We start from the raw sequence: 25,751 nt of genomic DNA, 5'->3' as shown, positions 1-25,751 counted from the left end.
CTGCATTCCCCCATCCAATTTTTAGAAATACCCGAACTTGGTGTCCATCAAACCTGGAGCAGCTTAGCGCTATGTCCGAGGCACGAGCCGAGACGAATTTCATGTCTGGAGCAACACCAAACTGATGTTGTCTGGAGCGCCATTTTCTTCGGTAGCTCGGACCAGAGCCTTCGCAGCATCCAGCAATGACTTTGAACACGCCAAAAGCTGATTGATCATCTCATCTGGAACGGCATCAGTTAATCCGTCCGTACAAAACAAAAAGAGATCACCTCTGCGTGCATCCAGAACTCCCGCAGCAGGCCAGACGTCGATCAGATTGTATCCGCCGCCAACAGATTGAGTGATGCTGTGGCTGCGGCTTCTGCTCGTCCCCGTCACACCTCTTGGGACATGATCTGTCGTGAATTGCGTAAGTCCGTTGCCTCTAAAGACATAGCCTCGGCTGTCTCCAAGGTTAAACCATGTGACTCTAGTTGAATTGATGTGAGCGCCAACAACTGTGGCCCCCATTCCGCGTAAGGTGGGATTATTTCCCATTGCATCATAGATAGCGCGATTGGCGGCCCGAGTAGCTTCGATCGGTTCAAAATGCGGACGACGGCTCCTCCAAAGATTACCAATGACTTGAACGGTCACTTGACTAGCCAATTCGCCTCTAACGTGCCCGCCCATCCCGTCGGCTACAACAATTAGATGGTCCTCCGCTTCTGTAAGGCGCCGCTGCTGAATCCGCTCGCATTCTAGCGGCTCGCCATCAACGGATACACAATCCTCATTGTGAGCACGTACCAATCCTCGACCGGAATACGCAATAAATGCGATGCCCGATTCATTTGGTTTGTTCATTTAGCTGGCCTCACACGGTCGAGGTAGGCTCTGGTTAACTCCGCGTCCTGCACGAAATATCCGCTGTACTGTTCGAACGTTTTAATCCGACCATTGTTGCTCAAAAACGGACGGTTAGACACGAGCATAGTTTGATCGTCTGATATTCGCTTGAGTGATATCAAATCTTTGCCGAATTCTGTCCGCCCACCGCTTTGTTGAACTAATATTCGCTGAAGGTCCGTTACCTTTAGATCGCCAACTGTTGGTTTGTTTGGTGGAATGGCAGGTAGTTCAACCAACAACCCGGAGTCAGTGTCTCGAGGCAAGGCTATCTGGTCCTGAGAAACATCAATTGGAAATCGATGTATCCCGTCAAAGAAAACCTGAAATTGGTCTTCAACCGGAACAGCTATACCTTCGTCTTCAAGGGCTTGGGTGCCGACATCCGTTAATACGTACTCCTTGGAGGCTTCTGAATCGGCCTCAGGCAGATTCACACGGGCAAGCCGGTCCGACACAAGTTGTGTAACGGTACCGTTGATTATGTTCGTCTCGAGCCCAAGAAACCCCGATAGTTCATCAGAAGCAAGACCAGCACCGAGCGCACGAAGGACATATTCCTGAATCGGAGAGAAGCGGCGGTGCGCTATAGGAACTCACTACTCGAGAATAATCACGCGCTATGCCGTAGTCTGAAAGCTTTGGTGTACCAAGAGTGTCCATGAGGACATTGCGAGGTTTAATATCTCGGTGAACCATTCTCGATCGCTTGGTGCATCACGTCCCGGCTAACGCGCTTCAAACCGAGACGCTGGAAACGTTCCTGAACCACACCTACATCGACGTCGGTAACTGGTCGGGGTGAAAACTCGTGGCTGCCGTCGAGCGGCTGCATCAACAGGTCGGTCCGAGCCATCTCGTCGTAACCGAAGGTATCCGGCATCACGTTTCGCAACATGGCCAACGCGCTGGCGAGGACCGGCAATGGCCTGCCGGTTTCTCCAAATATGCAATTTCTTAGGAATTTGCCGGTGCCGGCATCGTTTGGCCCGCTACGCACTAGATCGGACGACGATGTCATGTCGCCCTCCCCTTGAATGCCAATTCGAGTCCGACCAGCTCGAAGGCCGAGGCAACACGCAGCTGGATGTGATCTTGGCCATGGACCTCGATCAGGCCGTTCGCCTCGGCGGCATCGAACAGCCCATCGGCGGCATCTGCCCGGTCGATGCCCCCCTCAGCGATCAAGTGGGCCAGTCGCATGCACTGCCGTTCAAATTCTACCAGCTTGCCAATAGCGATCGCTCGCTTGGTAGCGATCAGCTCAATCTTCGTACGTGTCGGACGTGTGTCCTCTTCGTTGCGACGATGTTCCAGCATACTCATGCTAGGACACACCCTGCTCAATGAGCTTGAGGACGTCGGCCACGCGCCACGCGGTGATGCGCGGACCGAGTTTCACCGGCTTGGGATAGCGCCCGTCGCGAACCCCCTGCCACCAGGTACTTCGGCCGATCGGCAGTGGTCCCGCCGGCGCCAGAATGTCGGCGAGGCGCACGTAGCCGGTGCGTTGGGACCAGACGTCGGAACGTGGGGACGATTTCGTGTCGGACATCGCTGTACCTCCTTGGCTGAGGTTAGCGATTGCTCATTCTTGTTTGCGGCAGACCTACCAATCGGGCCCGATCCAAGTAATTTTAAATTACGATTTGAGAACAACAAGTTGTGTCGCTTGTTGCCAACATAAAAACGGAGAGTTTTGCACTAAGTGGGCTCGCCAGCTGAGGTCGATTTCGCACGCTTGCGAGCGATGATCCGGTACTTAGGATCTCCCGTTTCCAGATAAAGCTGGTCCACTGCGCGACGAAGTGTGTTGCGAAGAAACTCGCCTTTAGAAGCCAGCAACTTCGTCAACTTGGCGATGCCGAGGGGTGCAGCCCATTTATCTTCGGCGACCAGCGCCCGGATTAAGTTCAATACCTGTTCGGTTTGCTTCGAGGGTCTACCGACCCTCGGCTTTTTACTCGTCCGTTGAGATAGCCAACGCCGCAAGCTCTTCTGCTTGCCATACCAGGCTTCAAATTCGCTTCGTTTTAGGTGCAATGCCGAGCTTGCAAGCGCCGCGAATAGTTCGGGGACGATGAATTTGTTGCGAAGTAAGCTGATGGGTTGACGTACCGGATGGTCCGGCAGACCACCGCGGACTCTAGGCATGAGTTGGAGAACCTCGACAGGTACGACAAGCCATCTGCAATTTTCGTCCGGGATCGATCGCGCGATGACATAGACTGGCAAGTCGTCCTCCAGCATTGCCCTCAGGATACCCGACGCAGCTGCGTCCCTTTGAGGACCAAATCCCACCGATAGCCGCGTCGCTCTCTGCTTCAGCTCTTTGACCGGTTCGGAGCGTGTGATTGCGCCACCAAACATGCCAGCTTCGAGGCGCTCTACCGCTTCCGAAATCAACAGGAACTCCAGGTCAACGTCGTCCACTAGCCTATCCGGCGTAACGGAACGATGTCTGCGTTAGCGGACGCAACAAACGCTGCCCATGTATCCATCAGCTCGCGCCGCTTTTCAAACAAGTCGCCGCGCCGATAGGCGGCTTCGGTCTTATCCTTTACAATGTGGGCCAGCGCGGCCTCGCAAATTTCACGTGCAAAGTTGGTCCGTTCCGAGGCCCAGTCCCGAAACGCGGACCGGAAGCCATGCACGGTAAAGGGCGACTTCAGCCTGCGCATGGCCATAAGCAGCACCATGTTCGACATCGGTTTCTTGCCGGAGCGGCCGGGGAAGATGAAGGCACTGCCGGCGGCCAACTGTTTGGCGCGTGCCAGGAGCTCAATGCAGCGCGGCGCCATGGGCACACGGTGCTCCCTGCCCGCCTTCATCCGGCCGGCCGGTATCGTCCAGGCTGCCTGATCGAGGTCGATCTCTTCCCATCTGGCTTCCAACACCTCGCCGGTGCGCGCTGCCGTCAAAATCAGGAACTCGAAGGCAAGATCCGGAATGGTTGCAACGTCCGCGCCCGCGAGCCCGCGTACGAAGGCCGGCACCTCAGCATAGGGTATGGCTGCGTGATGCCCCTTCCGCTCTGACTGCCGCGGCAACGCCTTGCTGATCTCCTCGACGGGATTGTTCCCGGAGCGGAAACCGGCAGCCTTCGCCCAGTCCAGGACGGTGCCGATCCGCTGCCTCACCCGCCGGGCCGTCTCCTGCTTGGTGAGCCAGATCGGTGACAGAGCTTTCAGGATTTCGGGGGTGTCGATCTGGTCAATTCGGCGGTCGCCGAATGCCGGATAGGCGTAGGTCTTGAGGGTATTGATCCACTGATCGCCGTGCTTGGCGTTCTTCCAGGCTTTTGCGTGGGCCTTATGGACTGTCTCGGCCGCGACCCGGAACGTCGGTACCACTTTTCGGGCGAGGCGCTTCTCGGCGAGCGGATCTTCGTCATTGCGGGCCATGGCGCGGTACTTCCGAGCCTGCTCGCGGGCTTCCGCCAGGGTCACCGCCTTGAGACCGCCGAGACCGATGTCGCAGCGCTTGCCCCGCACCACGGTGCGGAGCTCCCAGCGTTTCGCACCGGATGAGTCGACCTTGAGATAGAGACCGTTGCCATCGGCGTAACGCCCGGGCTTGTCGATCGCCCTGATGGCGAGGACGTTCAGCGCCTTGTCAGGATGCTTCCTGCGAATTTGAATCCCGGTCGGTCCGCCCATTTAGCACCCCACATTTCACCCCACAAAATATGTGGGATGTCGTGGGTTTTCGCAAGACGTCGGTGGACGAACAGGCGACCATAAGTGCCTGTTAAATGGGGATAACTAGATTTCTTGGGATTGCGCTGGACGTCAAATCGGCGGACACCCTTTCCGCCAGTTCCGCCGATTACCGCGTGATAATGCCCCGAGCATAGTCTGTGAATGCTGCGACAAGGTGATCGAACACGACCGCGATACGTGGCGACCTGCGGAGATCTTCATGCGTCACGAGCCAGGTTTCGAGGCGGTGGACCACGATGTCGGGCAGGACGGCAACAAGACCTGGATCCGACAGCCCGGTCGGTGTCTGCAACACCCCGATCCCGAGGCCGGCGCCAATGCAAGCGCGTTGGGCTGCGTGACTATCGGTTCGAATGACGAATGACCGGCGCGACATACCCATGCCGACCGAATCCACCAATGCCAAGTCGGCCCCTGTGCGATCCGGTCCGATCAAGGCATGGTTGGCCAGTGCTTCGAGGCTGTCCGGCATGCCGTGCTGCGCGATGTATTGTTCATGGGCAAAGAACTGAAGCGGGATCGCGCCGACGTGTCGGGCGACCAGGGCGCCCTGTTGTGGACGGTGCATCCGAACAGCAATGTCGGCCTCCTGCCCGAGGAGGTCGGCGGATGCATCGCTGAGGGCAATCTCTACCACCAGACCGGGATAGCTCTGGCGGAGCGGTGCCAGCATCGCAGGCAGGACGGCGATCCCAACGAATTCGGAGACCGTGATGCGCACCGCGCCGGCGATCGCGCCTTCCGCAGCTGACGCCGTACGAACGAAGGCCTCCGACGAGGCGGCCATGGCGCGGACATAGCTGGCGAGCGAACGCGCCTGCAGGGTGGGCGTCAGTCCGGTCAGGGAGCGGGTGAAAAGGGGTATGCCAAGCCCCGCCTCCAGCGCCTCGATACGCCGCCGGACAGTCGGCTGCGCGAGGCCGAGCTGCCGCGAGGCGCCAGACAGGCTGCCGGTTTCCAGCACGGAGAGGAATGTTCGCTGGTCTTCCCAGTCGATAGACGGCTCGCTCATCAGAAAGTTATGAATGACTGCAAGGTTTTTGACAATTTTATATGAAGGCAGCCAGTGCCATGTTCCGGCCTTCGACATGCTGATCGAGGGAGATGGATATGGACGGAAAGTCGGCTCTTGTGCTCGGGGCGACGGGCGGCGTCGGCGGCGCGATCGCTAGCGCACTGGTCGAACATGGCTGGTCCGTCTGTGGTCTGGCGCGCGATGTGCCCGCCGCAAAGCGCGGATGGCCGAACGATCGCGTCGCGATAGTCTGGGTGGCGGGCGATGCGATGAATGGCGCGGACGTGATCCACGCAGCGGCAGGCACGTCCGTGATTGTTCATGCCGTGAATCCGCCCGGCTACCGCCACTGGGATCGGCTGGTTCTGCCGATGATCGACAACAGCATCGCTGCCGCAAGAGCTGCCGGCGGTGCCCGTATCGTGCTTCCCGGGACGGTGTATAATTTCAATCCGGCAACGACGCCCGTAGTCGGCGAGGACAGCGAACAGATGCCGCAAAGCCGTAAGGGGCGGGTCCGCGTCGAGATGGAGGCCCGTCTGGATGCGGCAGCCCGGAGTGGCGTGCCCAGCCTGATCGTACGGGCAGGCGACTTCTTCGGCGCGGACGCACGGTCGAGCTGGTTCACCCAGGTCATGGCGCCACCGGGCAAGCAGCTCCGGCGCATCGTCAATCCCGTCACCGCTCCCGGTGTGGGACATAGCTGGGCCTACTTGCCAGATCTCGCCGAAGCGATAGCCCGGCTGATCGGGATGAAGGAGAAGCTGCGGCCTTTCGAGCGCCTGCAGTTCGAAGGTGTGTGGGACGCCGACGGCACCGCCTTGCCGGCAGCCATTCGCCGCATCACGCAGCGCCCAGACATTCCGGTGACGCGCTTTTCGTGGCGGGCGATGAGACTGCTCGCCCCTTTCGGCGGCCTGCCGCGCGAAATCGCGGAGATCGCGCCCTATTGGCGCTACCCCATGCGCTTCGACAACCGCCGCCTCGTTGCATTGCTCGGCGAGGAACCGCATACGCCGATCGACGACGCGTTGAAGGCGACGTTTCGGATTGGCACGCCCTGACTGCCCGCCGTGATCGGTGGGCTGGCTCGCCACCTCCACGGTTCTGTGCTTCACCGGCACCGGCCGGCAGAACGCTAGGCGGATGCAGGAGGTGCGGCGTCAAGGACTATAGCGTAAACGTAGAGCTCATCATCGTCGGGCGTGGCCCGCCACCGCTGCATCATCCTCGTCGGACGACATGATCGATCAATCCGAGCCAACGACGCCCGCTGAAACACTCGGCACTCTCAAGCCGCCGCGCTGCGCGATGTGCCGGGCGCGAATGGCGTTGCTGCGAAGTGCGCCCGATGCCGGAGGTGGTGACAAATGCACCTTCACCTGCCCGAAATGCGAATTCGTGAAGACCAAGATCATCGGCGGCCCGCCCGATCTCAGCCGCCACAGGCCGCCCAAAAAAACACGACGGCCCCAGACGCGTTAGGCCGCTTAAGGGATCACCGCGGCGGCTGTGCCGCCGCCGGGAGCGGAGCGCCGCCGACCGAGATAGCACCGGCGGGACGATCGGCGGGTCGCTTGCGCGGCGCCGTGGGTGCCGGGCGCGCGGCCACTGGCGCAGCCGGAGCTGCGGCCATGGGCGCTGGCGCCGCAGCGGCTGGAGCCGGAGCGGCGAGAACGCCCCTGCCCTGCAGCGTATCGATCTTGGCGGTTAGTCCAACGACCTGGGTCGTGAGGCCCTGGATCTGATCGGACAGGCGCTTCAACTCTGTCTGCTGCGCCGTCAGCAATTCGGTAGCAGCCTGGATCGAGCTTCCGGTCTGCTGCTGGAACGCCGCGAAATCAGTCGCGCTGACGCTGCCCTCCGCCGCGCTCGCCAACACCGGGGCGCTATCTCTGGGGCCAGTGCTTCCTGTCACGACCTGTGCCATGTCGGTCAGTGCGTCGTGGTAGTTCAGCCAGAGATATCCACCGCCGCCAGCGAGGATCAACAGCACGGCGACAACTCCGAGCGGGCCGAACGACCTGCGCTTGCGCAGCGGCACAGGGGGCGGCCCGACATTGATCTCGTTATTGAACGTATCGGCCACGGGAGATCCTCACTTGCGACGTCCGATCCTGCGGCTCGGGGAGCGAGACAACCGGCGCGATTCCTTAGAAGCGTATGTAAGCAAAAAGTCCACCGAGGTGAACTGCTGCGACTCGGTCATCCCCCATGTCGCCTCATCATGCCCGCGCAGATACGCCTTCAGCGCCCGTTAACCCTGCGCCGGGCTGGCGTCGCCTCGCCGGCGCCGCATTGTCATCGCCGTTGCGCCCCGATCGCTTCTCGCAACCGCGTAAAATGTTGCAACGACGCATCACTACAGCTCCGAATGAAAAGCCGACCGCGAATCTCTTTGACTGTGCGGCCCCCCGTACCGTCTGTAGTTCGCGGGGGAATAAGGACCACCACGATGATTGAGACCGTCACTGCACTCTTCGGATTTCTCAGCGCCGGCATTCTGGCCGCTCACGCCTATGACGGTTACCGCGCCCGCTTCTAAGCGCGCGACGATTTCGCGACACCGCCGCTCAGCCATCTCGCAACTCAGCTAGTTGGTGCGCCTGCAGCCACTGCGCTGCTCTGATCGAGAGACCGGGCTTCGATGAAAGCTGTCTCCGACGAAACAAGACTGAAACACGATTCTCCAGAACCGCTTTGAACGCGCCCGACGAGGGTAGCGACTGATGGGCAGGGACACAGCAAAGCGCTCGCGCGCCCACCCAATGGAGAAGATCTATGTTTCGCAAAGTAACCCTCGGACTGATCGCTGCGGCCTCGCTCGGTGCGGCCGCCCTCGCCCCCAGCGCTGCATCGGCCCACAGCTGGCATGTCGGTGGCTGGCACGGTGGATGGGGTGGCTACGGTCACCACGCCTTCTATGGCGGACCTACCTTCTATGTCGGCGGCCTGACCGACGGCTGCCTGCAGCGCCGCGTGGTGGAAACCCGTCGTGGGCCGCGCGTCCGGACCGTCAACGTCTGCGCCTACTGATCACATCAAGTTACGGAAAGCCCGGCCGCCCAACGGCCGGGCTTTTTGCTGCCGTACTCAGGTATTGTTCTGCTTCTGTTGCCCCCCGGTGACAGCCAAGGTCAGCGTTTCCAGCTAAAGCTTGTGTCGAATTCGCTCAATATCTTCAGAGCGATGGAAGGTCCTGGATGCGAACCCTTTGGCTGGCCGCGATCATCGCAGCGTCGGGCGCGGTGAATGCCGCTGCTGCCGACCTGCAGTCGCGCGTCTGGACCAAGACGCCCGCGACGACCGAAGCAGGCTATAGCTGGGGCGGCTGGTATGTCGGCGGCAACGCCGGCGGTTCCTGGGGCCAGAGCAACGTCTCCAACGCTTTCGTCAATGGCACCACGCCGATCGCAAACCAGCAGGCGATTGCGGCTGCCTCGCCGCGGCTCAATCCCGATGGCTTCACCGGCGGCGGTCAGGTCGGCTACAATCATCAGGTGGACCGCTGGTTGTTTGGCGTCGAGGCCGATGCGAACTATTTCGGCCTGAAACAGTCGCGCGGTTTCACCGCGCCTTTCCCGGCCGGCGGTTCGTTCACCACCACAAATTCCGTCACGAGCGATTGGCTGGTCACGCTGCGCCCGCGCGTTGGTTACACGGTCGATCGTACGCTTTTCTACGCAACCGGCGGCCTCGCGCTCACCGAGTTGAATTTCGCCTCCTCGCTAACCGACACGACTGGCCAGAACGAAACCGCGTCACTGTCAAAGACCGTGGCAGGTTGGACCATCGGCGCCGGTATCGAACACGCGTTCACCAAAAACTGGTCGGCGAAGGTCGAATATCTCCATACCGATTTCGGCAAGCAATCGGTCTCGGCTCCGACCTTCACCGGACCAGGCGCTGCAACCGGTATCATTGCCCACGATATCGACCTGAAGACCAATACGGTACGCGGCGGACTGAACTATCATTTCGGCGGCCCGTCGGTCGCGCGCTACTGATCGCTGCAGAACACATCGAAACAAAAAGCCCTCGGAAGCGAGGGCTTTTTGTTTGGAGGTACGTCGGTCAGCCGGTCATTGCCAAAACGCGGCTTTCGACCGGATACGGCTCCACGGTGATCGTCCAGCGCAGTGGCCAGCAGGTCAGATCCGGACGAACGGCGTGAACATAGCCGTTGACGAAAACGCTGTCGGCATCGTCGCTGAATCGCTCGTCGATCAACTCGCCATGAAGATGCGCCATCCGGCAGCGGCGCATCTGCGCATATTTCGTCGTTTCGTATTTGGCCAAATCGGGCCTCCCCAACGTCGCAATGTCCCCATCAGGAACTCTGGGCGACTCGCGGTTAAAAAAGCCTCAAGCAGATCCGCGACGGTATCGGGCTGGAGTGCGCGTATCAAAAATGCGCAAAGCCCCCGACTTTCGTCGATTCGATTCACGGCTGCTTCAAGAATGCAGAACAGTGTGGCGCCAATATTATTGGAGCGCCCCATGTTCATGATCGCGAGCATTCTGACGGTCGCTGCCGGTGTGTTTTACGCGGCGAGTATCAACAACAACGGATGGGCGATGCAGGTGTGCCGCTACGGCGACATATTCTGCATGAACCCGTCATGGCTTGTCATCGCCGCCGTCCTGTCCATCATCTGGGCATTCTTTTTGCGCGTCGATCGACTGTAGTCGTTCGATCAGCAGACGACCTGGTCCGCAACGAGTTCAGCGGGCTTGAGGTGTTGCCGACGCGGCGCCAAGCGCAGCGATTTCGACGTGGCACAATGTGGACAGCCAAAGGTGCGAATTTCACCGCCCTGGTCGTCCGACTCGATCTTGATCAAATAAACTTTGGTCCTGCAGCACGAACATTTCAGATGTTCGGTGCGAATGTTATCATTGAGATGAACTCTGCGGGTGCCGGACATCTGCAGTCTCCGAAAGCCGAGAACAGCTCGCCCGGAATGTCGCGTTTTTACGCGCACCGAGCGCCGAAACAGACAACCTATAGTTGCTTAAAATAAAATCCACGCCCTTAAGGAATCGTCGCCGTATTGGGCTACCTTGTTCCAACTGTATTATCCAGATTTCCCCGAGCCCATATACGTCTTTTCGCGCAGTTTGGAACTAATCCAATTCTTTGATTGCGGTCCGCCGTTACACAACTGTAAATTTCAATGACTCGCCCCATTTTCTCCGACTCGGACGTGTCGCGATGCACAAGCGATATCAGCCGTTAAATATCCCCATCGAGATCGTCCGGACCGTGGTGGCGATCTCGGAGACTGGCAGCCTGACCAAGGCAGCCGAACGCTTGGGCCTGAGCCAGCCCGCCGTTAGCTCCCAGATCAAGCGCATTCAGACCATGGTGGGAGGCATCCTTTTCACCAAGTCGGTGAACGGGACGATGGCTACCCAGCTCGGCAAGCTGGTGCTGCATCAGGCGAGACGGATTCTGGAAGCCAACGACCAGATGTTACGGATTGGCGGCGTGGCGTATCTTCCGCAACCGATCCGGTTTGGATTGAGCACCCTGTTCGTGCAGGATTTCCTCAGCCATCAGACCTCCCAAAGCCTAGCCGATCTGGTCATTCACACTGACAACTCGGTGGGCATCACCAAAGGCCTGATCGACGGCTATATCGATATCGCGTACATTCTCGAAAATCCGGAAATGAGCAGCGAGATATCGCACCTGATCGTCAACGAGGCCGACGAGGAGTTCGTGTGGGTGCGCGCAAAGGACTTCGTCCTCAGTTCGGGCGCGCCGATCCCCATTCTGACATGGCCGGGCGACGATCTGATGATCCGGACCCTGACGCGCCACGGTCTGTCCTACAAGATCGTATTCAACAGTCCCGACTATCACGCCAAGTTGGCGGCTGTGGAAAGCGGCATCGGCATCACCGCGATCCCGAAGCGGATGATTCCGCCTACACTTGTCTGGGCGCAGGAATATTATCTGCCGCACCTGCCGCCGGTCAAAGCGTTGCTGTGTGCGCGCTCGAACCTGGAAACAATGCAGAGCACGGAATTGCTCAACGAGATTTCGTCACGCTTTTTCAAATCGTCGGCCATGGTGAACCCTGTAGTTCAGCCATGATCGTGAGGCCGGCCGCAATCCCATCGGCAGTCAGCGTGGCACGAGATAGTGTTCGTCCCATTCGCTGCGCGGCACCTCAGTGCCGAGCTGATAGGCAAAGGATTTGACGTCGAGCCCGTCAGGGCTGGTCTCGCAGACATAAGACAGCCTGTACCACTTGCCCCCGCTGCGGATGGCGCCGCCCGGCGCTTTGATCTGGCTGCCTCGAATGACCGGATCGGCAAACGCGTAGGCAACGAACTCGTCCGGCTTGTATCCCTTGTGCTCGCGGCCCACGGCGCCCATGGCGCGCGCATCGCAACGCTGCTCCAGACGGGTTTCCGGCGACAGCTTGAGCATCTGATCGGTCCGGGACGACGCTGCACGTAGGGGAGACTGCGCAGCGATGCAGGCAATAGCCAAGATCGCGAATGCCATTTTTCTCATCGACTTAGACCAATTACCTTATGTGAATTGGGAGGATTGTTCGGCGTGAACCTACCATGTTCGCACGTGCAAAAAACCCCGCTCGTGTTACCGGCGGGGTTTCAACTTGGGATCGTCAGCCAATCCGTTTGAATGTCAGCAACTGATGAAATTCCGAGGGCGAGAACCGGCGGCCACCGAGACCTGAGATACTCACCCGCCAACCCGCATCGTTGAGCGTCCGGGCCTGGGCAACGGCAACATCTGGAATGATCCGGTGCGTCACCATGCTCTGGTCGTTGCGCGTCGCGTGGATAGTGAAGACATCGCCCCGCCGCGAAGCCGCAGGGGTATCGGTTGCTTCAAGATCACTGTCAGAAAACACAATCGCCACCGCCAGCCTCCATCATCACCAGTCAAAGCCCGATGTGATTGTGCGGCGCACATAGTTAACCAATTATTACAACGCGTGCATCGTCAGGATTTGAAAATGCCCGTGATCTTGTTCCAGAGCGATGAATCATCGTCGTTATCGTGTTTCGACCGGTCAGGCTGCGTCACGCTCACAGGATCCGAAGCCGGGAAACTGTCCTTCAGGCCGGTCTTGAGTTCCTCATGAGACTTGTGATCAGCGCGCGCTGCTTCCTTCACACCAACAGCATACTTGTCGTGGGGCGCGGGATCGAATTTCTCAGCCATGATTGTCTCCTTCATCTGATGAAGGAAAAACGTCCCCGCGGCCAAGAGGTTCCTCTCTGCGGCGATTAGTCGAGACCGCGCTCCCGGCTGAGGCCGACCATCTCCTGAATGAACAGCGCCTTCTGCTTATCATCCAGCGTGGCGAATAGCGGCTCCGCGGCATCGGCAACGGCGCGCTGATCGACGGCCCGGTCGTTGAGGAACTGGGCCTCATTGCGCATCTGCTCGATGATGTCATCCGGCGGATCGCGCTTGGCGCGGGCAATACGCAGTTTCAGGCGCTCCGCACCGTTATTGCCGAGCGTATGCATGGCGTTGCTAAAACCGGCCCAGTTCTTTTCCTGCTCCGGCGTCAGGTTGAGCGACGTCTTGATACGGCTAGTGTTGGCGTCGCTACTCGCGACGATCTGCTCGGCGGTCAGTTCCGGCTCCGCCGCGGGTTGAGCGCCTTTCTTGCCCTTCTTGGCGGCCTTGGTTTGTTTGGCACTCGACTGCCCGCCCACGGGACCGCGAACATTGCTGTTCGAGGGCACGCCCAGCACGCCGCCGACAACGCCCACGACGCCACCAATTGCTCCGCCGAGAACGCCGCCGATCGGCCCGGCCGCACGATTGCCGTCCCTTGCCCCCTGTTGCACGCCCTGCACCAGCCCTTGCGCGTGAACCGCTGCGGAATTTCCGAGCAGCAGAACGGCGGCGACGCACAGCACATGGCGCAGTGGTCGATGCGTGCGCTTGGGCAAATTCATTCTGGTCATCCCCGTCTCCCTCGCCGCAATTTCGCGGCGCAGCAAATCACTTGCGATCATCAGCAACCATAGTGGCTTCAACACGGCCAAGTCCACACGCCGCATCTCTGCCAATGGTAGACCTCATCGAGCCAAGCCTGTTAGATAACGCGCGGCCATTGGCAGGGCGCAACAACGTAGAATGCTTCAAGGGGTGGAAATGGCGACCAACAAGAAGAAACTTCTGATCACCGAGTCGATGTCGCAACTGGGCTGGGAGCTGTTCAATGCCCGCGATGACATCGAGATCGTCGAATTCTCGAACCTGATCTCCGCCGCCGATTTTTCAAAACTGATCGAGGAACAAGCACCCGTCCATGGCGTCGCGCTGGGCGCTACACGCTTTGGCGAACCGGAACTCGAAGCCTCAAGAGACATGAAGGTCGTAGCGCGCATTGGCGTCGGCTACGACGCCGTCGATGTCGCGGCACTCAGCAAGCGCAAGGTGCCGCTGATGATCGCAGGCACGGCGAACTCGCCATCGGTCGCCGAACAGGCGCTGTTCATGATGCTGACGCTGGCGAAGCGTGCGGTCGAACTACATGCGCTGGTCAAGGATGGCAAGTGGAGCACCCGTCTCGGCCTGCTGCCATTCGATCTGTTCGGCAAGACCGTGCTGGTGGTCGGCTTCGGCCGCATCGGCACCCGCACCGCCAAGCGCTGCCAGGCGATGGAAATGAACGTGCTGGTCTACGACCCCTATGTCTCGGCCGATACGATCAAGGCTGCCGGCTGCGAGCCTGTGAGCGATCTCGACGCGGTCCTGCCGCGCGCCGACTTTGTCAGCCTGCATTGCCCGAAGACTCCGGAAACGACCGGCCTGTTCAACGCTGCGCGGATCGCCCGCATGAAGCCGTCGGCCTATCTCATCAACACTGCGCGTGGCGGCATCATCGTCGAGGCCGCGCTGCATGATGCGCTGGTCTCGGGCAAGCTCGCCGGTGCCGGCCTCGACGTGTTCGAGGCGGAACCGCCGCCGCTCGGTCACGCGCTGTTCGAACTGCCGAACGTGATCATCGCGCCGCATGTCGCCGGCGTTACTCGCGAAGCACTCGACCGCATGGGCGCGCAGACCGCGCGCAACATGCTCAGCGTGCTCGACGGCGAGCCGATCAAGCAAAATGCCGTCAACGCGGACGTGTTCGGCTGAACCGTCGATTGCTGGCGCGGATGATTGATCCGCGGTAGCACGTCCTCAGTCCTCACCAGAGTACCCCGCGATGGCATTCAAGGAATACGGCGATCACGATGCGCTCGGCCTTGCCGGGCTGGTGCGCAGCAAGCAGATCAGCCCGCGCGAACTGCTCGATGAGGCGGTGGCGCGCACCGAGCGCGTCAATCCCCGGATCAACGCCGTCGTGGTGCGCCATGAGGACTATGCGCAGCGCCAGATCGACGAGGGATTGCCCGACGGGCCGTTCACCGGCGTGCCATTCCTGCTGAAAGATCTCGAACTCCTCGGCGGCACGCGCACGACCTTCGGGGCCAGTCTCTACAAAGACTTCGTCGCCGATCACACCGGCACCCTCGCCCAGCGTTTCCTCAAGGCCGGCCTGACGATATTCGGCAAGAGCGCGAGCCCCGAATTCGGGTTGATGCCGACGACCGAATGCCGGCTGCACGGGCCGACCCGCAATCCCTGGAATACCGATCATGCATCGGGCGGCTCGTCCGGGGGTGCGGCCGCTGCTGTGGCTGCGCGGATCCTGCCGGTCGCGCATGCCAGCGATGGCGGCGGCTCGATCCGTATTCCCGCCTCGGCCTGCGGCGTGTTCGGCTTGAAGCCGACCCGCGCTCGCAATCCGACGGGTCCTGACAAGGCCGAAGGCTGGGGCGGCTTTTCCTGCGGCCACGTCGTGAGCATCAGCGTACGCGACAGCGCCGCGATGCTCGACGCTGTTCACGGGCCTGAACTGACGAGCCCCTATATGGCGCCCGCGCCGGAACGTCCCTTCCTCGATGAAGTCAGCCGTGGTTCCGGCAGGCTGCGCATCTTCTTCACCGACAAGTCGCCCTATGGCGATGCGATCGATCCCGAGGTCGCCGCTGCCGTCCGCGATGTCGGCAGGTTGCTCGAAGCACAGGGTCATCATGTTGAAGAACGCGCGCCGGTTTTGCCGCTGGACCCTGCACAAGTGATTGCGGCGATCGTGTCGGCCAATACGGCGGCTACCGTGCAGTTCGCGGAGAAGAAGTTCGGCCGCCCGATGACCTCGGATGATTTCGAGAAACTCACACTCGGCAGCGCACACAATGCCAGCAAGGCAAGCGCAGTCGACTACGTGACAGCACTGCAGAACGCATTCCAGATCTCCCGCAGCGTCACCGAATTCTTTACCGGCTGCGACATCTTCCTGTCGCCGACACTCTGCACGCCGCCGATCAGGATCGGCGAGATCGATACGATGTCGGACGATCTCGGCCATGTCGCGCCTTTGCTGCGCCGCTACATGCCAGGCACCAGCATGGCCAACATGACCGGCCAGCCGTCCATGTCGGTGCCCCTGGCCTGGAGCAGCAAAGGCCTGCCGATCGGTATGATGTTCACGGCGCATTTCGGCGACGAGGCCATGCTGTTCCGTCTGGCCGGGCAACTCGAGCAGATCCGGCCCTGGAAAGACAGGCGTCCGCCGATCTCTGCCTAAAAACAGCCACAGCGATTACCAAAATGAAACCACAGCCGATTACATATCGGCCTATGTGGACGTTGCGTAATTGCGGGGAGGCGCATTTCAATGACCCAGAACGATCCGACCGATCACGCCCTCGCGGCCATTGCGAGCATTCTCGACCGCAAGGAAGCGGAATCGCAAGTGGCCGAACACGGCGACACCGAGCCCGCTTCGATTACCGTCATCACTGAAACCGTGGTCACCGAGACTGTATCTGTCATGGTCGCCGCTGAGCCCGAAGCACCGCTCGTCGAACACGAGTCGCCCTCCACGGTTCCAGAGGCCCTCGAGGTCGATGGCTACTCTCGTCTCGGTCCGGGTCCACTCGATGCCATCCGCTTTCGCTGGACCGCACGCCGCGACGACGACGGTCAGTATTTCGTCGATGAAACCATCGGTAGTTCGCGACCGATTTCATCAGGCCCGATGCCGCGTGACGAAATCATCGATTTCATCGATGGACGCGAGCGCGCCGCCCGCGATCGTTTCGAGACGCTGAAGAGCCAGATGACCGTGGGCAGCAGCGTCTCGCGTTACAGCGACTACTGACGAAAGCCAGCCTTCAGGCGACACCGCCATCCGGCGGCGGCGTTGAGGCCTGTCAGGCTGCCTTGAGCGCATATGTCCGGCGCATGATTGAACCACTTCTTCAGTCGGCGCCACACACCAAAGCAATTGCAATTCCCCCTGAGTGACGCGGATCACAGTGTTCGGGCGCATCCGCGGCTCGGTTAGGGGTAGGATTTCAACCGCTTTGGAGGACACATGAAGCCGCTCTTCGCCCTCGCCGCCATCCTGCTGACCAGCACCGCCGCTCAGGCCGGCGACAGCTACTCGTTCGACATCGGTGGCCGCACCATTACCATCGAAGCACCAAGCGACTGCAACTCGACGGACTGCATCTCGGTTTCCATTCCTGGCGTCTACGAATATGGCACGAAGCGCAGCAAGCGCGAGCGTGACCGCGAGACGCGCGAGCAGGCCCCTAACACTCCGCGATCCGAACAGACGGCCAAGCCTGCGGAGACGCAGAAGCCCGTTGTCGCCCCAAAGGAAGCGGCAGCTCCGGCGACACCTGTCACGCCATCCGTCGCGGTGGCCCCGCTGCCTGCCCCGGCTCCCGCGCCTGCCGAGAAATCTGTGCCCTCTACGGTCGTAGCCAACGCACCGCCCACCGATCCGGTCAACCAGCAGGATGCGCCCGCACCGGTTACGCCTGCCGCCGCGGCAACGCCGCTCGGCATCTGGATGACCGAGAAGAAGGAGGGCAAGGTTCGCATCGAACAATGCGGCGCCAATCTGTGCGGCTATTCGATGAATGCCAAGACCGAGGCCAATGGGGAGAAGGTGCTGATCAACATGAAGCCCGGCAACAACAAATGGGCGGGAAAGATCTTCGATCCGAACAGCGGCAGCACCTACGAATCGACTATCGCCCTGAAGGGCAGTGACACGCTGCGTGTTCAGGGCTGTGCCTTCGGTGGCATGTTCTGCGGCGGACAGACCTGGACGCGGGTGAACTGATCCCAGCAGACGCGCTCGTCGATTGAAAGGTCCAACATCCCCTGTAAGCTGATCGTAACGCGGTGCGCCCCTGAACGGTGAGCTCCGCGATACAAACGGGGGAGACGTCATGATCAGAATCACCGCCGCCTGGCTGGCAGCCTGCCTGCTGCTGTCGACGCCGTTGCAGGCAGAGACGCCAGTTGCTGCGCCCTCACCGTCCCGCCTCGACGATATCATTGCCCGGGGGACGCTGCGTGTTGGATTGACCGGCGACTACATGCCATTCAGCGCGTTCGATCCGACCACGACATCGTTCAAGGGCTTCGACGTCGAGATGGCGGCGCTCGGAAAAGCACTCGGCGTCAAGGTCGACTATGTGAAGACAAGCTGGCCAAAACTGTCAGCGGACTTTGCGGCAGACCAGTTCGACATGGTGATGGGCGGCGTGTCGATCACCCTCGACCGGCAGAAGAAGGGCGTGTTCTCGATCCCGATCATGCGCGAGGGCAAGACGCCGATCGCGCGCTGCGCAGATGCAGGGAAATTCGGCACGCTCGCGGAGATAGATCGGCCAGGTATCAAGGTGATCGTGAATCCGGGCGGCACCAATGAGCGCTTTGCACGGACGCATATCAAATCCGCCGAGATCACCGTCTTCAACGACAATACCCGCATCTTCGACGAGATCGCACAGGGCCGTGCCGACCTGATGATGACCGATGCGTCAGAGACCCGCTATCAGCAGAAGCTGCATCACGGCGTGCTCTGCGCTGTGCATCCCGACATGCCGTTCGATTTCGCTGAAAAAGCCTATTGGCTGCAGCGCGATGTCGCGCTGAAAGCCTTCGTCGATCAGTGGCTGCACATCATGCAGGAAGACGGCAATTTCCGTGCGACGGTCAACCGCTGGTTCGAGTGACCGGAGGCAATCGGCGCGCCGGACGCAAAGCCGGCGCACGCGATGTGACGGCACTATCCATTACGGAACGCGTAGCCGTATCCATTCAGCGCCGGCGCGCCGCCGAGATGTGCATAGAGCACCTTGGATCCTTCAGGGAAGTAACCCTTCTGCACGAGGTCGATCATCCCCTGCATCGATTTCCCTTCATAGACAGGGTCGGTGATCATCCCCTCGAGGCGCGCGCAGAGACGGATGGCGTCCTTGGTCTCTTCCGATGGCACGCCATAGACGGGATAGGCGTAGTCCTCGATCAGCACCACATCATCCTCGACGAGGTCTTTGCCTAATTTGACCAGCTTGGCGGTGTTCTGCGCGATCTCAAGTACCTGCGCCTTGGTCTGAGCCGGCGTGAAAGATGCGTCGATACCAATGACCCTGCGCTGACGATCGTCCTTGGCGAAGCCCACCAGCATGCCGGCATGGGTCGAGCCGGTCACGGTGCAGACGACAATGTAGTCGAATGCAAAGCCGAGCTCCTTCTCCTGCGCCCGGACTTCTTCGGCAAAGCCGACATAGCCGAGACCACCGAATTTGTGCACGGAGGCACCAGCCGGGATGGCGTAGGGTTTGCCGCCCTTGGCCTTCACATCCTCGATCGCCTCTTCCCAGCTATGGCGGATTCCGATGTCAAAGCCTTCGTCGACGAGCTGCACGTCCGCGCCCATGATCCGGCTGAGCATGATATTGCCGACACGGTCGTAGACGGCGTCCTCATGCGGCACCCAGCTTTCCTGCACGAGGCGGCACTTCATACCTATCTTGGCTGCGACAGCGGCGACCATGCGTGTATGATTGGACTGTACGCCGCCGATCGATACCAGCGTATCGGCGTTCGACGCGATGGCATCGGGGATGATGTATTCGAGCTTGCGCAGCTTGTTGCCGCCATAGGCCAGCCCGGAATTGCAGTCCTCGCGCTTGGCGTAGAGTTCGACCTTACCGCCGAGATGGGCCGAGAGCTTCTCCAGCTTCTCGATATAGGTGGGTCCAAAGGTGAGCGGATAGCGTTCGAAGCCTTCGAGCATGTGACACCTGTTGTCGTGAAAACTGGCGGTACAGCTAGCATTTTCGGTGCGGAAGGTGCTTTCAAAGATATGGCTGTTATCTGCTATATATCGTACCATATCCATATAAACTGGAAGTAAGATGCATATACTTCCAAAGATTTGGAAGATCCTTTCATGGCAGAAAATCTGGATAAAATCGGACTTCGCATGCTGCATTTGCTGCAGAAAGACGGGCGTCTGAGCAATGCCGATCTGGCCGCAAAGGTAAATGTCAGTCCCGCCACCTGCCATCGCCGCGCGCAGCAGCTGTTTGACGAAGGCTATATCAGGAACACACGCGCCATCATTGCGCCCGAGAAGGTCAACCGCGGCGCGCTGGTCATGGTCGGTGTCGTGCTCGATCGCTCGACGCCGGAAAGCTTTGCAGTGTTTGAAAAGGCAGTGGCCAAACTGAAATTCGTTCTCGATTGCCACCTGGTCGCCGGCGACTTCGACTATTTCCTAAAAATCCGCGTCGGCGACATGGCCGATTTCAATCGTATCCACGGCACGCAGCTCATCGCGCTGCCCGGCGTCCGTCAGACCCGAACCTTTTTCGTTATGAAAGAGGTGGTGGACAATGCGCCGCTAGACTTTTGAACCCAGCGTCGTCCTCGTACCCGGCAATGCCTGGCCGTCCTAGCCGACCGGCTTCGCATATTGTTCGTCGCTGACCTTTTCCATCCAGTCCGCGGTCTTGCCGTCGAGCGCTTCCTGCATGGCGATATGGGTCATGCCGGTGGTCGGCGCCGCGCCGTGCCAGTGCTTCTCGCCCGGTGGAATCCAGACGGTATCGCCCGGCTTAATCTCGACGACGGGCTTACCTTCGGTCTGAAAGCGCCCGACGCCCGCGATGACATAGAGCGTCTGCCCGAACGGGTGGGTGTGCCAGGCGGTGCGTGCGCCGGGCTCAAAGCTGACGCGGAAGGTCACCAGCCGCGCCGGCGCTTCGGCGACAATGACCGGGTCCTGCCAGACCGTGCCCGTGAAGTATTCCTCTGGCGCCCTTTTGGTCGGGCGCGAACCTGCGGGGAAAAGCTTCATGGCACGGTCTCCAATCTCTGGCCCTCATGGTGAGGAGGCGCGCAGCGCCGTCTCGAACCATGAGGGATGAACACTCCCTCGCCCTTCGAGACGCGGCCAAGCGGCCGCTCCTCAGGACGAGGGTATTTGAGTTGGTTGGTTACTTCTTCGACGCGGCGTAACGCGCCTTGGTCTCGGCATTCATCGGATACAGGCCGGGCAGCGTAGCGCCGTTGTTCACCTCGTTGACGATCCACGCTTCCATACGCTCCTGCTCGGCGCCTTCGGCGAGGACGAGATCGAGGAAGGCTTTCGGGATCACGACAGCGCCGTCCTGGTCGGCGACGATAACGTCGTCCGGGAAGATGGCAACGCCGCCGCAACCGATCGGTTCACCCCAGCCGACAAAGGTCAGGCCGGCAACTGACGGCGGAGCGGCATAGCCGTCGCACCACACCGGCAAATTGGTGCCGAGCACGCCTTCGATGTCACGCACCACGCCGTCGGTGATCAGCGCAGCCACGCCGCGCTTTTGCATGCGGGCGCAAAGAATGTCGCCGAAGATGCCGGCATCGGTGATGCCCATGGCATCGACCACGGCGATGCAGCCTTCCGGCATGGCTTCGATGGCGGTGCGGGTCGAGATCGGCGACGACCACGATTCCGGGGTGGCGAGATCCTCGCGCGCCGGCACAAAACGGAGGGTGAAGGCCGGGCCGACGAGACGGGGCTGACCGGGGCGCAGCGGCTTGGCGCCGCGCAGCCAGACATTGCGCAGGCCCTTCTTCAGGAGAACGGTGGTGATGGTCGCGGTGGTGACCTTCGACAGGGTGGCAATGGCTTCGGGTGTCAGGGACATACGCAGGGCTCTTCAGGTCAGAGGATGCAGGACGTTGAACTTACGGCGGCGCATCTTGCGGTGGAATGCCAGCGCGTCAAGGGCTGCTGCTTCAAAGCGCCATGCAATGTGATGAAACCTCTGCGATCAGTACGGCTTATCGCCAACATGCGTATTAATTTATTGAAGATGCACGGCTATTTTCAGATTGCGAATTCCACTCGCTGGTAAAACGCGCTATGCATGATTGTCCAATACTGACGTTGTGAGGCCATGGTCGCAGCTCTCTCCCCGCCCCGCATCCTCCCCAGTGGCGATGCTGCCATCACCGTGGAATTCAGCCGCACCATTGACGAGGAAGCCAACCGCCGGGTGCTGGCGCTCGACAAGCTCGTCGCGTCGGCCGGCCTTGCTGCCGTCACCGAAACCGTGCCGACCTATCGCTCCCTGCTGGTGCATTACGATCCGCTGCAGATCGGCTTCGACGCTTTGGGTGAGAAATTGACCGAACTGGCGCTGCAGCCGCTGCCCGAGGCCAAGGCGGCCCGGCGCTGGCGCATCCCCGTCGCCTATGGCGGCGAGAATGGCATTGATCTCGAAGACGTCGCGAAGGCGCTCAACATCACGCCGGACGAAGTGGTCGCACGCCATGTGGGCGGCGACTACAAAGTGGCGATGATCGGCTTCACGCCGGGCTGGTCCTATCTCAGCGGGCTGCCGAGTTCGATGCAGATGTCGCGCCGGCAGAATCCCCGACTGCTGACACCGCCCGGCACGATTTCCATCGGCGGCATCCAGACCGGCGTGCAATGCCTTGCCGGCCCCAGCGGCTGGCATCTGCTCGGACGGACCGCCGTGCGCACCTATCAGCTCGGCCGCGATCCCATCTTCCTGCTTGAACCCGGCGACGCCATCACCTTCGCGGCTGTCGATGAGAAGACCTTTGCCGAACAGGACCGCGCGGCCGAGGCCGGCGCATTCGTCGCGGAGCTGATCGCGTCATGAGCAAGCTCATCGTTACTTCCGTGAGCCCCGGCTCCTCAGTGCAGGATGTCGGCCGGTTCGGCGCACAGCGCTATGGCCTGGTGCCATCGGGCGCCGTCGATCGACTGGCGATGGCCGCCGCCAATGCCCTGCTCGGCAACACGCTGTTCGCCGCCACCATTGAACTCGGCCCGCTCAATTCGGTCTTCACCGCCAAAGGCGGCGCCGTGCGTGTGTCGCTGACCGGCGCAACACGGCCGGCGGATATCGCGGGCACACCCTTCAACGTCAATACCTCCGTCACGCTGGCCGATGGCGAGAGCCTCAATCTCGGCGTCGCCCGCGCCGGCACCTTCGGCTATCTCGCCATCGAAGGCGGCGTACGCGGCGAGCCGATGTTCGGCAGCCTGGCCGTGAACGCCCGCGCCGGTCTCGGCAGTCCCTATCCGCGCCCACTGCAGGCCGGTGACGAATTGCTGGTGGCGGCTGCAAGCAGCGCCAACGAGAAGCGCATCGATTTGCCTGCGCCGGCCGAAGGTCCGATCCGCGTGGTGCTTGGACCACAAGACGACGAATTCGGTGACGCCAAAGAATTGTTCCTCAGCAGCGAGTGGAAGATCTCGGCGACCAGCGACCGCATGGGCTATCGCCTTGAAGGCCCCGTCGTCAAACATCTGCATGGGCACAACATCGTTTCCGACGGCACCGTGAACGGCTCGATCCAGGTGCCTGGCAACGGCCAGCCCATCGTGCTGATGCCCGACCGTGGCACATCAGGCGGCTATCCGAAAATCGCGACCGTGATCTCGACGGATCTCGGCCGGTTCGGCCAGACCCAGCCGGGCCGCGCTTTCCGCTTTAAAGCCATCACCATGGCCGAGGCGCAGGCGGAATATCGCGCCTTCGCCGAGCTGCTGCAGAGCCTGCCCGGCCGTGTCCATGATTCCAACATCCTGATGTTGGACATCAAGGCGCTGCTGTCGTCCAATGTCGCTGGTGTCGCCGTCAGTGCAACCGATGACAATACGTGGCAGGCACCGCAAACGGCAGACGCCCAAGACTGATTTCGAATCCTACTCACGAAAGAGCACGACCATGGCGACCATCGATCTGAACTGCGACCTCGGCGAAAGCTTCGGCATGTGGGAGATGGGCAACGACGCCGCGATGATCGACCTCGCGTCCTCGGTGAACATCGCCTGCGGTTATCACGCGGGCGACGCCGACGTGATGCGCAAGACCGTGCAGCTTGCGAAAGCGCGCAATGTCAGGATCGGTGCCCATCCCGGCTATCGCGATCTGCACGGTTTCGGCCGCCGGCCTATCGTCGGTCTCACCGCACTTGAGATCGAAAACCTGATCGCCTACCAGATTGGCGCCTTGCAGGCGATCGCCGCCATGGAAGGCTACAAGGTCACCCATGTGAAAGCTCACGGCGCGATCTCCAACGTCGCTTGCGAGGACGACATGACCGCCCGCGCCATCGCCGCCGGCATCAAAGCCGTCGACCGCAATCTGACCTTCGTGGTGCTGGCGAATTCCAAACTTGTAACTGCCGGCGAAGCCGCCGGACTCCCGTTGGCACATGAAGTGTTCGCCGACCGCGCCTATGAGGACAACGGCAATCTCGTCTCGCGCAAGAAGCCCGGTGCGGTGTTACATGATCCGGTGATGGTTGCTGATCGTGTGGTGAAGATGGCACAGACCGGGGAAGTCATCTCGATCACTGGCAAGGTGATCAAGATGAAGATGGACACCGTGTGCATTCACGGCGACACGCCGGGAGCCGTCGAACTTGGCCGCCATGTACGAGATGGGCTGAAGGCGGCGGGGATCGATGTGGCGCCGTTCAAGACGGCGCTTTAGTTCGTAAACAAAACGCCGTCATGCCCGGCGAATGCCGGGTATCCACGCCTTGGCCACAAGCGAAGACGTGGATAGCCGGGACAAGCCCGGCCATGACGACCGAGAGGACAGGGATCATCCCCCTATCGATCGTTCAACATCCCCTCATGTGGCAGTCCCTCGATCGGGCATTCCTCCACACCCACCGTCGACCGCGTGAAGGCTTCGACATTCTCCCGCGCCTTGTCGGGATTGTTGACCCAGTTCGCGTAGAAATCGAACGGGCACGCTGCGACACCCTTGTTGCTTTCGCCGGAATTGATCGTGCCCGTATAACCGCGATGCAGCAGCTTGAAGAGATGGTTCTCCGACTGCCCGGTGCGTCGCGCGTCGCGGATCAGTGATTTCGACAGCGCCGCATATTGAATGCCGTAATCTTCCTCGCCGCATTCGCCGAGGGTGCGGCCATCGAAACCGATGATCGCTGAATGTCCGAAGTAGGAATACACGCCGTCGAAGCCTGACGCGTTGGCCACAGCAACATAAGTGTTGTTGGCCCATGCCATCGCCTTGGCCATCAGCACCTGCTGATCCTTGGCGGGATACATGTAACCCTGACAGCGCACGATCAGCTCGGCGCCCTTCATGGCACAGTCGCGCCAGATCTCGGGATAGTTGCCGTCGTCGCAGATGATCAGCGAAATCTTCAGGCCCTTCGGCCCCTCGGAGACATAAGTGCAATTGCCGGGATACCAGCCTTCGATGGGCACCCAAGGCATGATCTTGCGGTATTTCTGAACGATCTCGCCCTGATCGTTCATCAGGATCAGCGTGTTGTAAGGCGCCTTGTGCGGATGCTGCTCGTGCCGCTCGCCGGTCAGCGAGAACACGCCCCAGACCTTGGCCTTGCGGCAGGCCTCCGCGAAAATCTCGGTTTCCTCGCCGGGTACGATCGAGGCGGTCTCGTACATTTCCTTGGAGTCGTACATGATGCCCTGGGTCGAATATTCCGGGAACACCACCAGATCCATGCCGGGAAGACCGATCTTCATGCCGACGATCATGTCGGCGATCTTCTGCGCATTGGCCAGCACCTCGGCCTTCGTGTGAAGCCGCGGCATCTTGTAATTCACGACGGCGACGCCGACCGCGTCCTTGCTGGATGAAATATCGCCGTGATGCATCTGCGCTGGTCTCCGTTGCCGGGCGATGGTGGGCCGACGGAGGGAGACCGGGAATACGTGGATTTACGG

At 60.6% G+C, this 25,751-nt stretch carries 33 protein-coding genes; 14 read left to right on the top strand and 19 right to left on the bottom strand.

Translation table 11 applies throughout. The features are described 5' to 3' along the window. Nucleotides 1-99 precede the first annotated feature (99 nt). The 9 genes from A4A58_RS29635 to A4A58_RS10735 form a co-directional block, all read right to left on the bottom strand. Nucleotides 100-849: a PP2C family protein-serine/threonine phosphatase gene (locus A4A58_RS29635; protein WP_081421816.1), complete on the bottom strand. Its 750-nt coding sequence runs from the start codon at nucleotides 847-849 to the stop codon at nucleotides 100-102. Further along, complete coding sequence (locus tag A4A58_RS30260; protein ID WP_139069828.1) at nucleotides 846-1,328, bottom strand: hypothetical protein; 483 nt, start codon at nucleotides 1,326-1,328, stop codon at nucleotides 846-848. Before A4A58_RS30260 ends, A4A58_RS29635 begins: the two co-directional genes overlap by 4 nt. Nucleotides 1,329-1,410: 82 nt before the next feature. Further along, a complete protein-coding gene (locus tag A4A58_RS31820) occupies nucleotides 1,411-1,554 on the bottom strand; it encodes a hypothetical protein (RefSeq protein ID WP_158005670.1) in 144 nt (47 codons plus the stop codon). A gap of 16 nt (nucleotides 1,555-1,570) precedes the next feature. Continuing rightward, a complete protein-coding gene (locus tag A4A58_RS10760) occupies nucleotides 1,571-1,912 on the bottom strand; it encodes a hypothetical protein (RefSeq protein ID WP_139069827.1) in 342 nt (113 codons plus the stop codon). After that, on the bottom strand, nucleotides 1,909-2,217 hold the full coding sequence (locus A4A58_RS10755) for a hypothetical protein (RefSeq protein WP_068731759.1): 309 nt from the start codon (nucleotides 2,215-2,217) through the stop codon (nucleotides 1,909-1,911). Before A4A58_RS10755 ends, A4A58_RS10760 begins: the two co-directional genes overlap by 4 nt. 1 nt (nucleotide 2,218) lies before the next feature. Beyond that, nucleotides 2,219-2,446 (bottom strand): helix-turn-helix transcriptional regulator, encoded by a 228-nt coding sequence (locus A4A58_RS10750; RefSeq protein ID WP_068731757.1) that lies wholly within the window; start codon nucleotides 2,444-2,446, stop codon nucleotides 2,219-2,221. 149 nt (nucleotides 2,447-2,595) lie between these two features. Further along, a complete protein-coding gene (locus A4A58_RS10745; RefSeq protein WP_068731755.1) occupies nucleotides 2,596-3,324 on the bottom strand; it encodes a hypothetical protein in 729 nt (242 codons plus the stop codon). Then, nucleotides 3,324-4,550, bottom strand: a complete 1,227-nt coding sequence (locus A4A58_RS10740; RefSeq protein WP_068731754.1) for a tyrosine-type recombinase/integrase — start codon at nucleotides 4,548-4,550, stop codon at nucleotides 3,324-3,326. Before A4A58_RS10740 ends, A4A58_RS10745 begins: the two co-directional genes overlap by 1 nt. Nucleotides 4,551-4,719: 169 nt before the next feature. Next, the gene (locus A4A58_RS10735) at nucleotides 4,720-5,703 is read right to left on the bottom strand and encodes a LysR family transcriptional regulator (RefSeq protein ID WP_349509574.1); all 984 of its coding nucleotides are present in this window, start codon (nucleotides 5,701-5,703) and stop codon (nucleotides 4,720-4,722) included. Nucleotides 5,704-5,723: 20 nt separating this feature from the next. Here A4A58_RS10735 and A4A58_RS10730 point away from each other — a divergent pair, with 20 nt between their 5' ends. After that, the gene (locus tag A4A58_RS10730; RefSeq protein WP_068731880.1) at nucleotides 5,724-6,692 is read left to right on the top strand and encodes an NAD(P)H-binding protein; all 969 of its coding nucleotides are present in this window, start codon (nucleotides 5,724-5,726) and stop codon (nucleotides 6,690-6,692) included. Between the two features lie 434 nt (nucleotides 6,693-7,126). On the opposite strand, the gene A4A58_RS10720 is transcribed toward A4A58_RS10730, so the two are convergent. Continuing rightward, nucleotides 7,127-7,717 (bottom strand): hypothetical protein, encoded by a 591-nt coding sequence (locus A4A58_RS10720; RefSeq protein WP_068731750.1) that lies wholly within the window; start codon nucleotides 7,715-7,717, stop codon nucleotides 7,127-7,129. A gap of 692 nt (nucleotides 7,718-8,409) precedes the next feature. Here A4A58_RS10720 and A4A58_RS10715 point away from each other — a divergent pair. Together A4A58_RS10715 and A4A58_RS10710 are read left to right on the top strand one after the other, a co-directional pair. Further along, entirely contained in the window at nucleotides 8,410-8,664 is a 255-nt protein-coding gene (locus tag A4A58_RS10715) for a hypothetical protein (RefSeq protein ID WP_068731748.1), read from the top strand. Nucleotides 8,665-8,831: 167 nt separating this feature from the next. Beyond that, on the top strand, nucleotides 8,832-9,635 hold the full coding sequence (locus A4A58_RS10710; RefSeq protein WP_068731746.1) for an outer membrane protein: 804 nt from the start codon (nucleotides 8,832-8,834) through the stop codon (nucleotides 9,633-9,635). A 67-nt stretch (nucleotides 9,636-9,702) separates the two neighbouring features. Here the strand turns inward: A4A58_RS10710 and A4A58_RS10705 are convergent, their stop codons facing one another. Next, nucleotides 9,703-9,927 carry a hypothetical protein gene (locus A4A58_RS10705; RefSeq protein ID WP_068731744.1) on the bottom strand — a complete coding sequence of 75 codons (225 nt, stop codon included), beginning with the start codon at nucleotides 9,925-9,927 and terminating at the stop codon, nucleotides 9,703-9,705. 201 nt (nucleotides 9,928-10,128) lie between these two features. On the opposite strand from A4A58_RS10705, the gene A4A58_RS10700 reads away from it, so the two are divergent. Continuing rightward, on the top strand, nucleotides 10,129-10,317 hold the full coding sequence (locus tag A4A58_RS10700; protein WP_068731742.1) for a hypothetical protein: 189 nt from the start codon (nucleotides 10,129-10,131) through the stop codon (nucleotides 10,315-10,317). Between the two features lie 451 nt (nucleotides 10,318-10,768). Then, nucleotides 10,769-11,731, top strand: coding sequence for a LysR family transcriptional regulator (locus A4A58_RS10690; protein ID WP_244499727.1), 963 nt, complete (start codon nucleotides 10,769-10,771; stop codon nucleotides 11,729-11,731). A gap of 30 nt (nucleotides 11,732-11,761) precedes the next feature. Here the strand turns inward: A4A58_RS10690 and A4A58_RS10685 are convergent, their stop codons facing one another. The 4 genes from A4A58_RS10685 to A4A58_RS10670 all read right to left on the bottom strand — a co-directional run bounded on the left by A4A58_RS10685 (nucleotide 11,762) and on the right by A4A58_RS10670 (nucleotide 13,584). Further along, nucleotides 11,762-12,070 carry a DUF930 domain-containing protein gene (locus A4A58_RS10685; protein WP_068731877.1) on the bottom strand — a complete coding sequence of 103 codons (309 nt, stop codon included), beginning with the start codon at nucleotides 12,068-12,070 and terminating at the stop codon, nucleotides 11,762-11,764. Between the two features lie 202 nt (nucleotides 12,071-12,272). Further along, nucleotides 12,273-12,530, bottom strand: coding sequence for a hypothetical protein (locus A4A58_RS10680; RefSeq protein WP_068731736.1), 258 nt, complete (start codon nucleotides 12,528-12,530; stop codon nucleotides 12,273-12,275). An 83-nt stretch (nucleotides 12,531-12,613) separates the two neighbouring features. Beyond that, complete coding sequence (locus A4A58_RS10675; RefSeq protein WP_068731875.1) at nucleotides 12,614-12,835, bottom strand: hypothetical protein; 222 nt, start codon at nucleotides 12,833-12,835, stop codon at nucleotides 12,614-12,616. A gap of 65 nt (nucleotides 12,836-12,900) precedes the next feature. Then, on the bottom strand, nucleotides 12,901-13,584 hold the full coding sequence (locus A4A58_RS10670) for a Spy/CpxP family protein refolding chaperone (protein ID WP_086937017.1): 684 nt from the start codon (nucleotides 13,582-13,584) through the stop codon (nucleotides 12,901-12,903). A 199-nt stretch (nucleotides 13,585-13,783) separates the two neighbouring features. Here A4A58_RS10670 and A4A58_RS10665 point away from each other — a divergent pair, with 199 nt between their 5' ends. The 5 genes from A4A58_RS10665 (at nucleotide 13,784) to A4A58_RS10645 (ending at nucleotide 18,720) form a co-directional block, all read left to right on the top strand. Then, entirely contained in the window at nucleotides 13,784-14,773 is a 990-nt protein-coding gene (locus A4A58_RS10665) for a hydroxyacid dehydrogenase (RefSeq protein ID WP_068731733.1), read from the top strand. Nucleotides 14,774-14,843: 70 nt separating this feature from the next. Then, on the top strand, nucleotides 14,844-16,268 hold the full coding sequence (locus A4A58_RS10660) for an amidase (protein WP_068731731.1): 1,425 nt from the start codon (nucleotides 14,844-14,846) through the stop codon (nucleotides 16,266-16,268). Between the two features lie 90 nt (nucleotides 16,269-16,358). Then, nucleotides 16,359-16,844: a hypothetical protein gene (locus A4A58_RS10655; RefSeq protein ID WP_068731729.1), complete on the top strand. Its 486-nt coding sequence runs from the start codon at nucleotides 16,359-16,361 to the stop codon at nucleotides 16,842-16,844. 216 nt (nucleotides 16,845-17,060) lie between these two features. Continuing rightward, complete coding sequence (locus tag A4A58_RS10650) at nucleotides 17,061-17,819, top strand: DUF2147 domain-containing protein (RefSeq protein WP_068731727.1); 759 nt, start codon at nucleotides 17,061-17,063, stop codon at nucleotides 17,817-17,819. A gap of 109 nt (nucleotides 17,820-17,928) precedes the next feature. Continuing rightward, nucleotides 17,929-18,720 (top strand): transporter substrate-binding domain-containing protein, encoded by a 792-nt coding sequence (locus A4A58_RS10645; protein ID WP_068731725.1) that lies wholly within the window; start codon nucleotides 17,929-17,931, stop codon nucleotides 18,718-18,720. 53 nt (nucleotides 18,721-18,773) lie between these two features. Here A4A58_RS10645 and A4A58_RS10640 read toward each other — a convergent pair whose 3' ends face one another. Further along, nucleotides 18,774-19,787 carry a 1-aminocyclopropane-1-carboxylate deaminase gene (locus tag A4A58_RS10640; protein ID WP_068731723.1) on the bottom strand — a complete coding sequence of 338 codons (1,014 nt, stop codon included), beginning with the start codon at nucleotides 19,785-19,787 and terminating at the stop codon, nucleotides 18,774-18,776. A gap of 156 nt (nucleotides 19,788-19,943) precedes the next feature. On the opposite strand from A4A58_RS10640, the gene A4A58_RS10635 reads away from it, so the two are divergent. Further along, nucleotides 19,944-20,408, top strand: a complete 465-nt coding sequence (locus A4A58_RS10635; protein WP_068731721.1) for an Lrp/AsnC family transcriptional regulator — start codon at nucleotides 19,944-19,946, stop codon at nucleotides 20,406-20,408. Between the two features lie 39 nt (nucleotides 20,409-20,447). Here A4A58_RS10635 and A4A58_RS10630 read toward each other — a convergent pair whose 3' ends face one another. After that, a complete protein-coding gene (locus tag A4A58_RS10630; RefSeq protein ID WP_068731719.1) occupies nucleotides 20,448-20,852 on the bottom strand; it encodes a (R)-mandelonitrile lyase in 405 nt (134 codons plus the stop codon). 139 nt (nucleotides 20,853-20,991) lie between these two features. After that, the gene (locus A4A58_RS10625) at nucleotides 20,992-21,690 is read right to left on the bottom strand and encodes a ribonuclease activity regulator RraA (RefSeq protein ID WP_068731717.1); all 699 of its coding nucleotides are present in this window, start codon (nucleotides 21,688-21,690) and stop codon (nucleotides 20,992-20,994) included. A 252-nt stretch (nucleotides 21,691-21,942) separates the two neighbouring features. Between A4A58_RS10625 and pxpB the strand changes: the two genes are divergently transcribed. From pxpB to A4A58_RS10610, 3 genes are read left to right on the top strand one after another with little or no spacing between them, the layout of a single operon-like run. Next, entirely contained in the window at nucleotides 21,943-22,674 is a 732-nt protein-coding gene (pxpB, locus tag A4A58_RS10620) for a 5-oxoprolinase subunit PxpB (protein ID WP_068731715.1), read from the top strand. Then, complete coding sequence (locus A4A58_RS10615) at nucleotides 22,671-23,717, top strand: biotin-dependent carboxyltransferase family protein (protein WP_068731713.1); 1,047 nt, start codon at nucleotides 22,671-22,673, stop codon at nucleotides 23,715-23,717. Before pxpB ends, A4A58_RS10615 begins: the two co-directional genes overlap by 4 nt. A 31-nt stretch (nucleotides 23,718-23,748) precedes the next feature. Continuing rightward, nucleotides 23,749-24,519 (top strand): LamB/YcsF family protein, encoded by a 771-nt coding sequence (locus A4A58_RS10610; RefSeq protein WP_068731711.1) that lies wholly within the window; start codon nucleotides 23,749-23,751, stop codon nucleotides 24,517-24,519. 122 nt (nucleotides 24,520-24,641) lie between these two features. Here the strand turns inward: A4A58_RS10610 and A4A58_RS10605 are convergent, their stop codons facing one another. Beyond that, nucleotides 24,642-25,682 carry an aliphatic amidase gene (locus A4A58_RS10605; protein ID WP_068731709.1) on the bottom strand — a complete coding sequence of 347 codons (1,041 nt, stop codon included), beginning with the start codon at nucleotides 25,680-25,682 and terminating at the stop codon, nucleotides 24,642-24,644. Nucleotides 25,683-25,751: the final 69 nt, after the last annotated feature.

The organism is Tardiphaga robiniae, assembly GCF_001618955.1.
GTDB classification, from domain to species: Bacteria; Pseudomonadota; Alphaproteobacteria; order Rhizobiales; family Xanthobacteraceae; genus Tardiphaga; species Tardiphaga robiniae_A.
This window is presented reverse-complemented; position numbering and strand designations above follow the sequence as displayed.

Excerpts from the sequence above, each read along its gene's own strand:
- A4A58_RS29635 (WP_081421816.1), bottom strand. The coding sequence starts at position 849 with ATGAACAAACCAAATGAATCGGGCATCGCATTTATTGCGTATTCCGGT.
- A4A58_RS31820 (WP_158005670.1), bottom strand. The coding sequence starts at position 1,554 with ATGGACACTCTTGGTACACCAAAGCTTTCAGACTACGGCATAGCGCGT.
- A4A58_RS10760 (WP_139069827.1), bottom strand. The coding sequence starts at position 1,912 with ATGACATCGTCGTCCGATCTAGTGCGTAGCGGGCCAAACGATGCCGGC.
- A4A58_RS10755 (WP_068731759.1), bottom strand. The coding sequence starts at position 2,217 with ATGAGTATGCTGGAACATCGTCGCAACGAAGAGGACACACGTCCGACA.
- A4A58_RS10750 (WP_068731757.1), bottom strand. The coding sequence starts at position 2,446 with ATGTCCGACACGAAATCGTCCCCACGTTCCGACGTCTGGTCCCAACGC.
- A4A58_RS10740 (WP_068731754.1), bottom strand. The coding sequence starts at position 4,550 with ATGGGCGGACCGACCGGGATTCAAATTCGCAGGAAGCATCCTGACAAG.
- A4A58_RS10735 (WP_349509574.1), bottom strand. The coding sequence starts at position 5,703 with ATGTCGAAGGCCGGAACATGGCACTGGCTGCCTTCATATAAAATTGTC.
- A4A58_RS10730 (WP_068731880.1), top strand. The coding sequence starts at position 5,724 with ATGGACGGAAAGTCGGCTCTTGTGCTCGGGGCGACGGGCGGCGTCGGC.
- A4A58_RS10715 (WP_068731748.1), top strand. The coding sequence starts at position 8,410 with ATGTTTCGCAAAGTAACCCTCGGACTGATCGCTGCGGCCTCGCTCGGT.
- A4A58_RS10710 (WP_068731746.1), top strand. The coding sequence starts at position 8,832 with ATGCGAACCCTTTGGCTGGCCGCGATCATCGCAGCGTCGGGCGCGGTG.
- A4A58_RS10700 (WP_068731742.1), top strand. The coding sequence starts at position 10,129 with ATGTTCATGATCGCGAGCATTCTGACGGTCGCTGCCGGTGTGTTTTAC.
- A4A58_RS10685 (WP_068731877.1), bottom strand. The coding sequence starts at position 12,070 with ATGCTCAAGCTGTCGCCGGAAACCCGTCTGGAGCAGCGTTGCGATGCG.
- A4A58_RS10675 (WP_068731875.1), bottom strand. The coding sequence starts at position 12,835 with ATGGCTGAGAAATTCGATCCCGCGCCCCACGACAAGTATGCTGTTGGT.
- A4A58_RS10670 (WP_086937017.1), bottom strand. The coding sequence starts at position 13,584 with ATGAATTTGCCCAAGCGCACGCATCGACCACTGCGCCATGTGCTGTGC.
- A4A58_RS10665 (WP_068731733.1), top strand. The coding sequence starts at position 13,784 with ATGGCGACCAACAAGAAGAAACTTCTGATCACCGAGTCGATGTCGCAA.
- A4A58_RS10660 (WP_068731731.1), top strand. The coding sequence starts at position 14,844 with ATGGCATTCAAGGAATACGGCGATCACGATGCGCTCGGCCTTGCCGGG.
- A4A58_RS10655 (WP_068731729.1), top strand. The coding sequence starts at position 16,359 with ATGACCCAGAACGATCCGACCGATCACGCCCTCGCGGCCATTGCGAGC.
- A4A58_RS10650 (WP_068731727.1), top strand. The coding sequence starts at position 17,061 with ATGAAGCCGCTCTTCGCCCTCGCCGCCATCCTGCTGACCAGCACCGCC.
- A4A58_RS10645 (WP_068731725.1), top strand. The coding sequence starts at position 17,929 with ATGATCAGAATCACCGCCGCCTGGCTGGCAGCCTGCCTGCTGCTGTCG.
- A4A58_RS10640 (WP_068731723.1), bottom strand. The coding sequence starts at position 19,787 with ATGCTCGAAGGCTTCGAACGCTATCCGCTCACCTTTGGACCCACCTAT.
- A4A58_RS10635 (WP_068731721.1), top strand. The coding sequence starts at position 19,944 with ATGGCAGAAAATCTGGATAAAATCGGACTTCGCATGCTGCATTTGCTG.
- A4A58_RS10630 (WP_068731719.1), bottom strand. The coding sequence starts at position 20,852 with ATGAAGCTTTTCCCCGCAGGTTCGCGCCCGACCAAAAGGGCGCCAGAG.
- A4A58_RS10625 (WP_068731717.1), bottom strand. The coding sequence starts at position 21,690 with ATGTCCCTGACACCCGAAGCCATTGCCACCCTGTCGAAGGTCACCACC.
- pxpB (WP_068731715.1), top strand. The coding sequence starts at position 21,943 with ATGGTCGCAGCTCTCTCCCCGCCCCGCATCCTCCCCAGTGGCGATGCT.
- A4A58_RS10615 (WP_068731713.1), top strand. The coding sequence starts at position 22,671 with ATGAGCAAGCTCATCGTTACTTCCGTGAGCCCCGGCTCCTCAGTGCAG.
- A4A58_RS10610 (WP_068731711.1), top strand. The coding sequence starts at position 23,749 with ATGGCGACCATCGATCTGAACTGCGACCTCGGCGAAAGCTTCGGCATG.
- A4A58_RS10605 (WP_068731709.1), bottom strand. The coding sequence starts at position 25,682 with ATGCATCACGGCGATATTTCATCCAGCAAGGACGCGGTCGGCGTCGCC.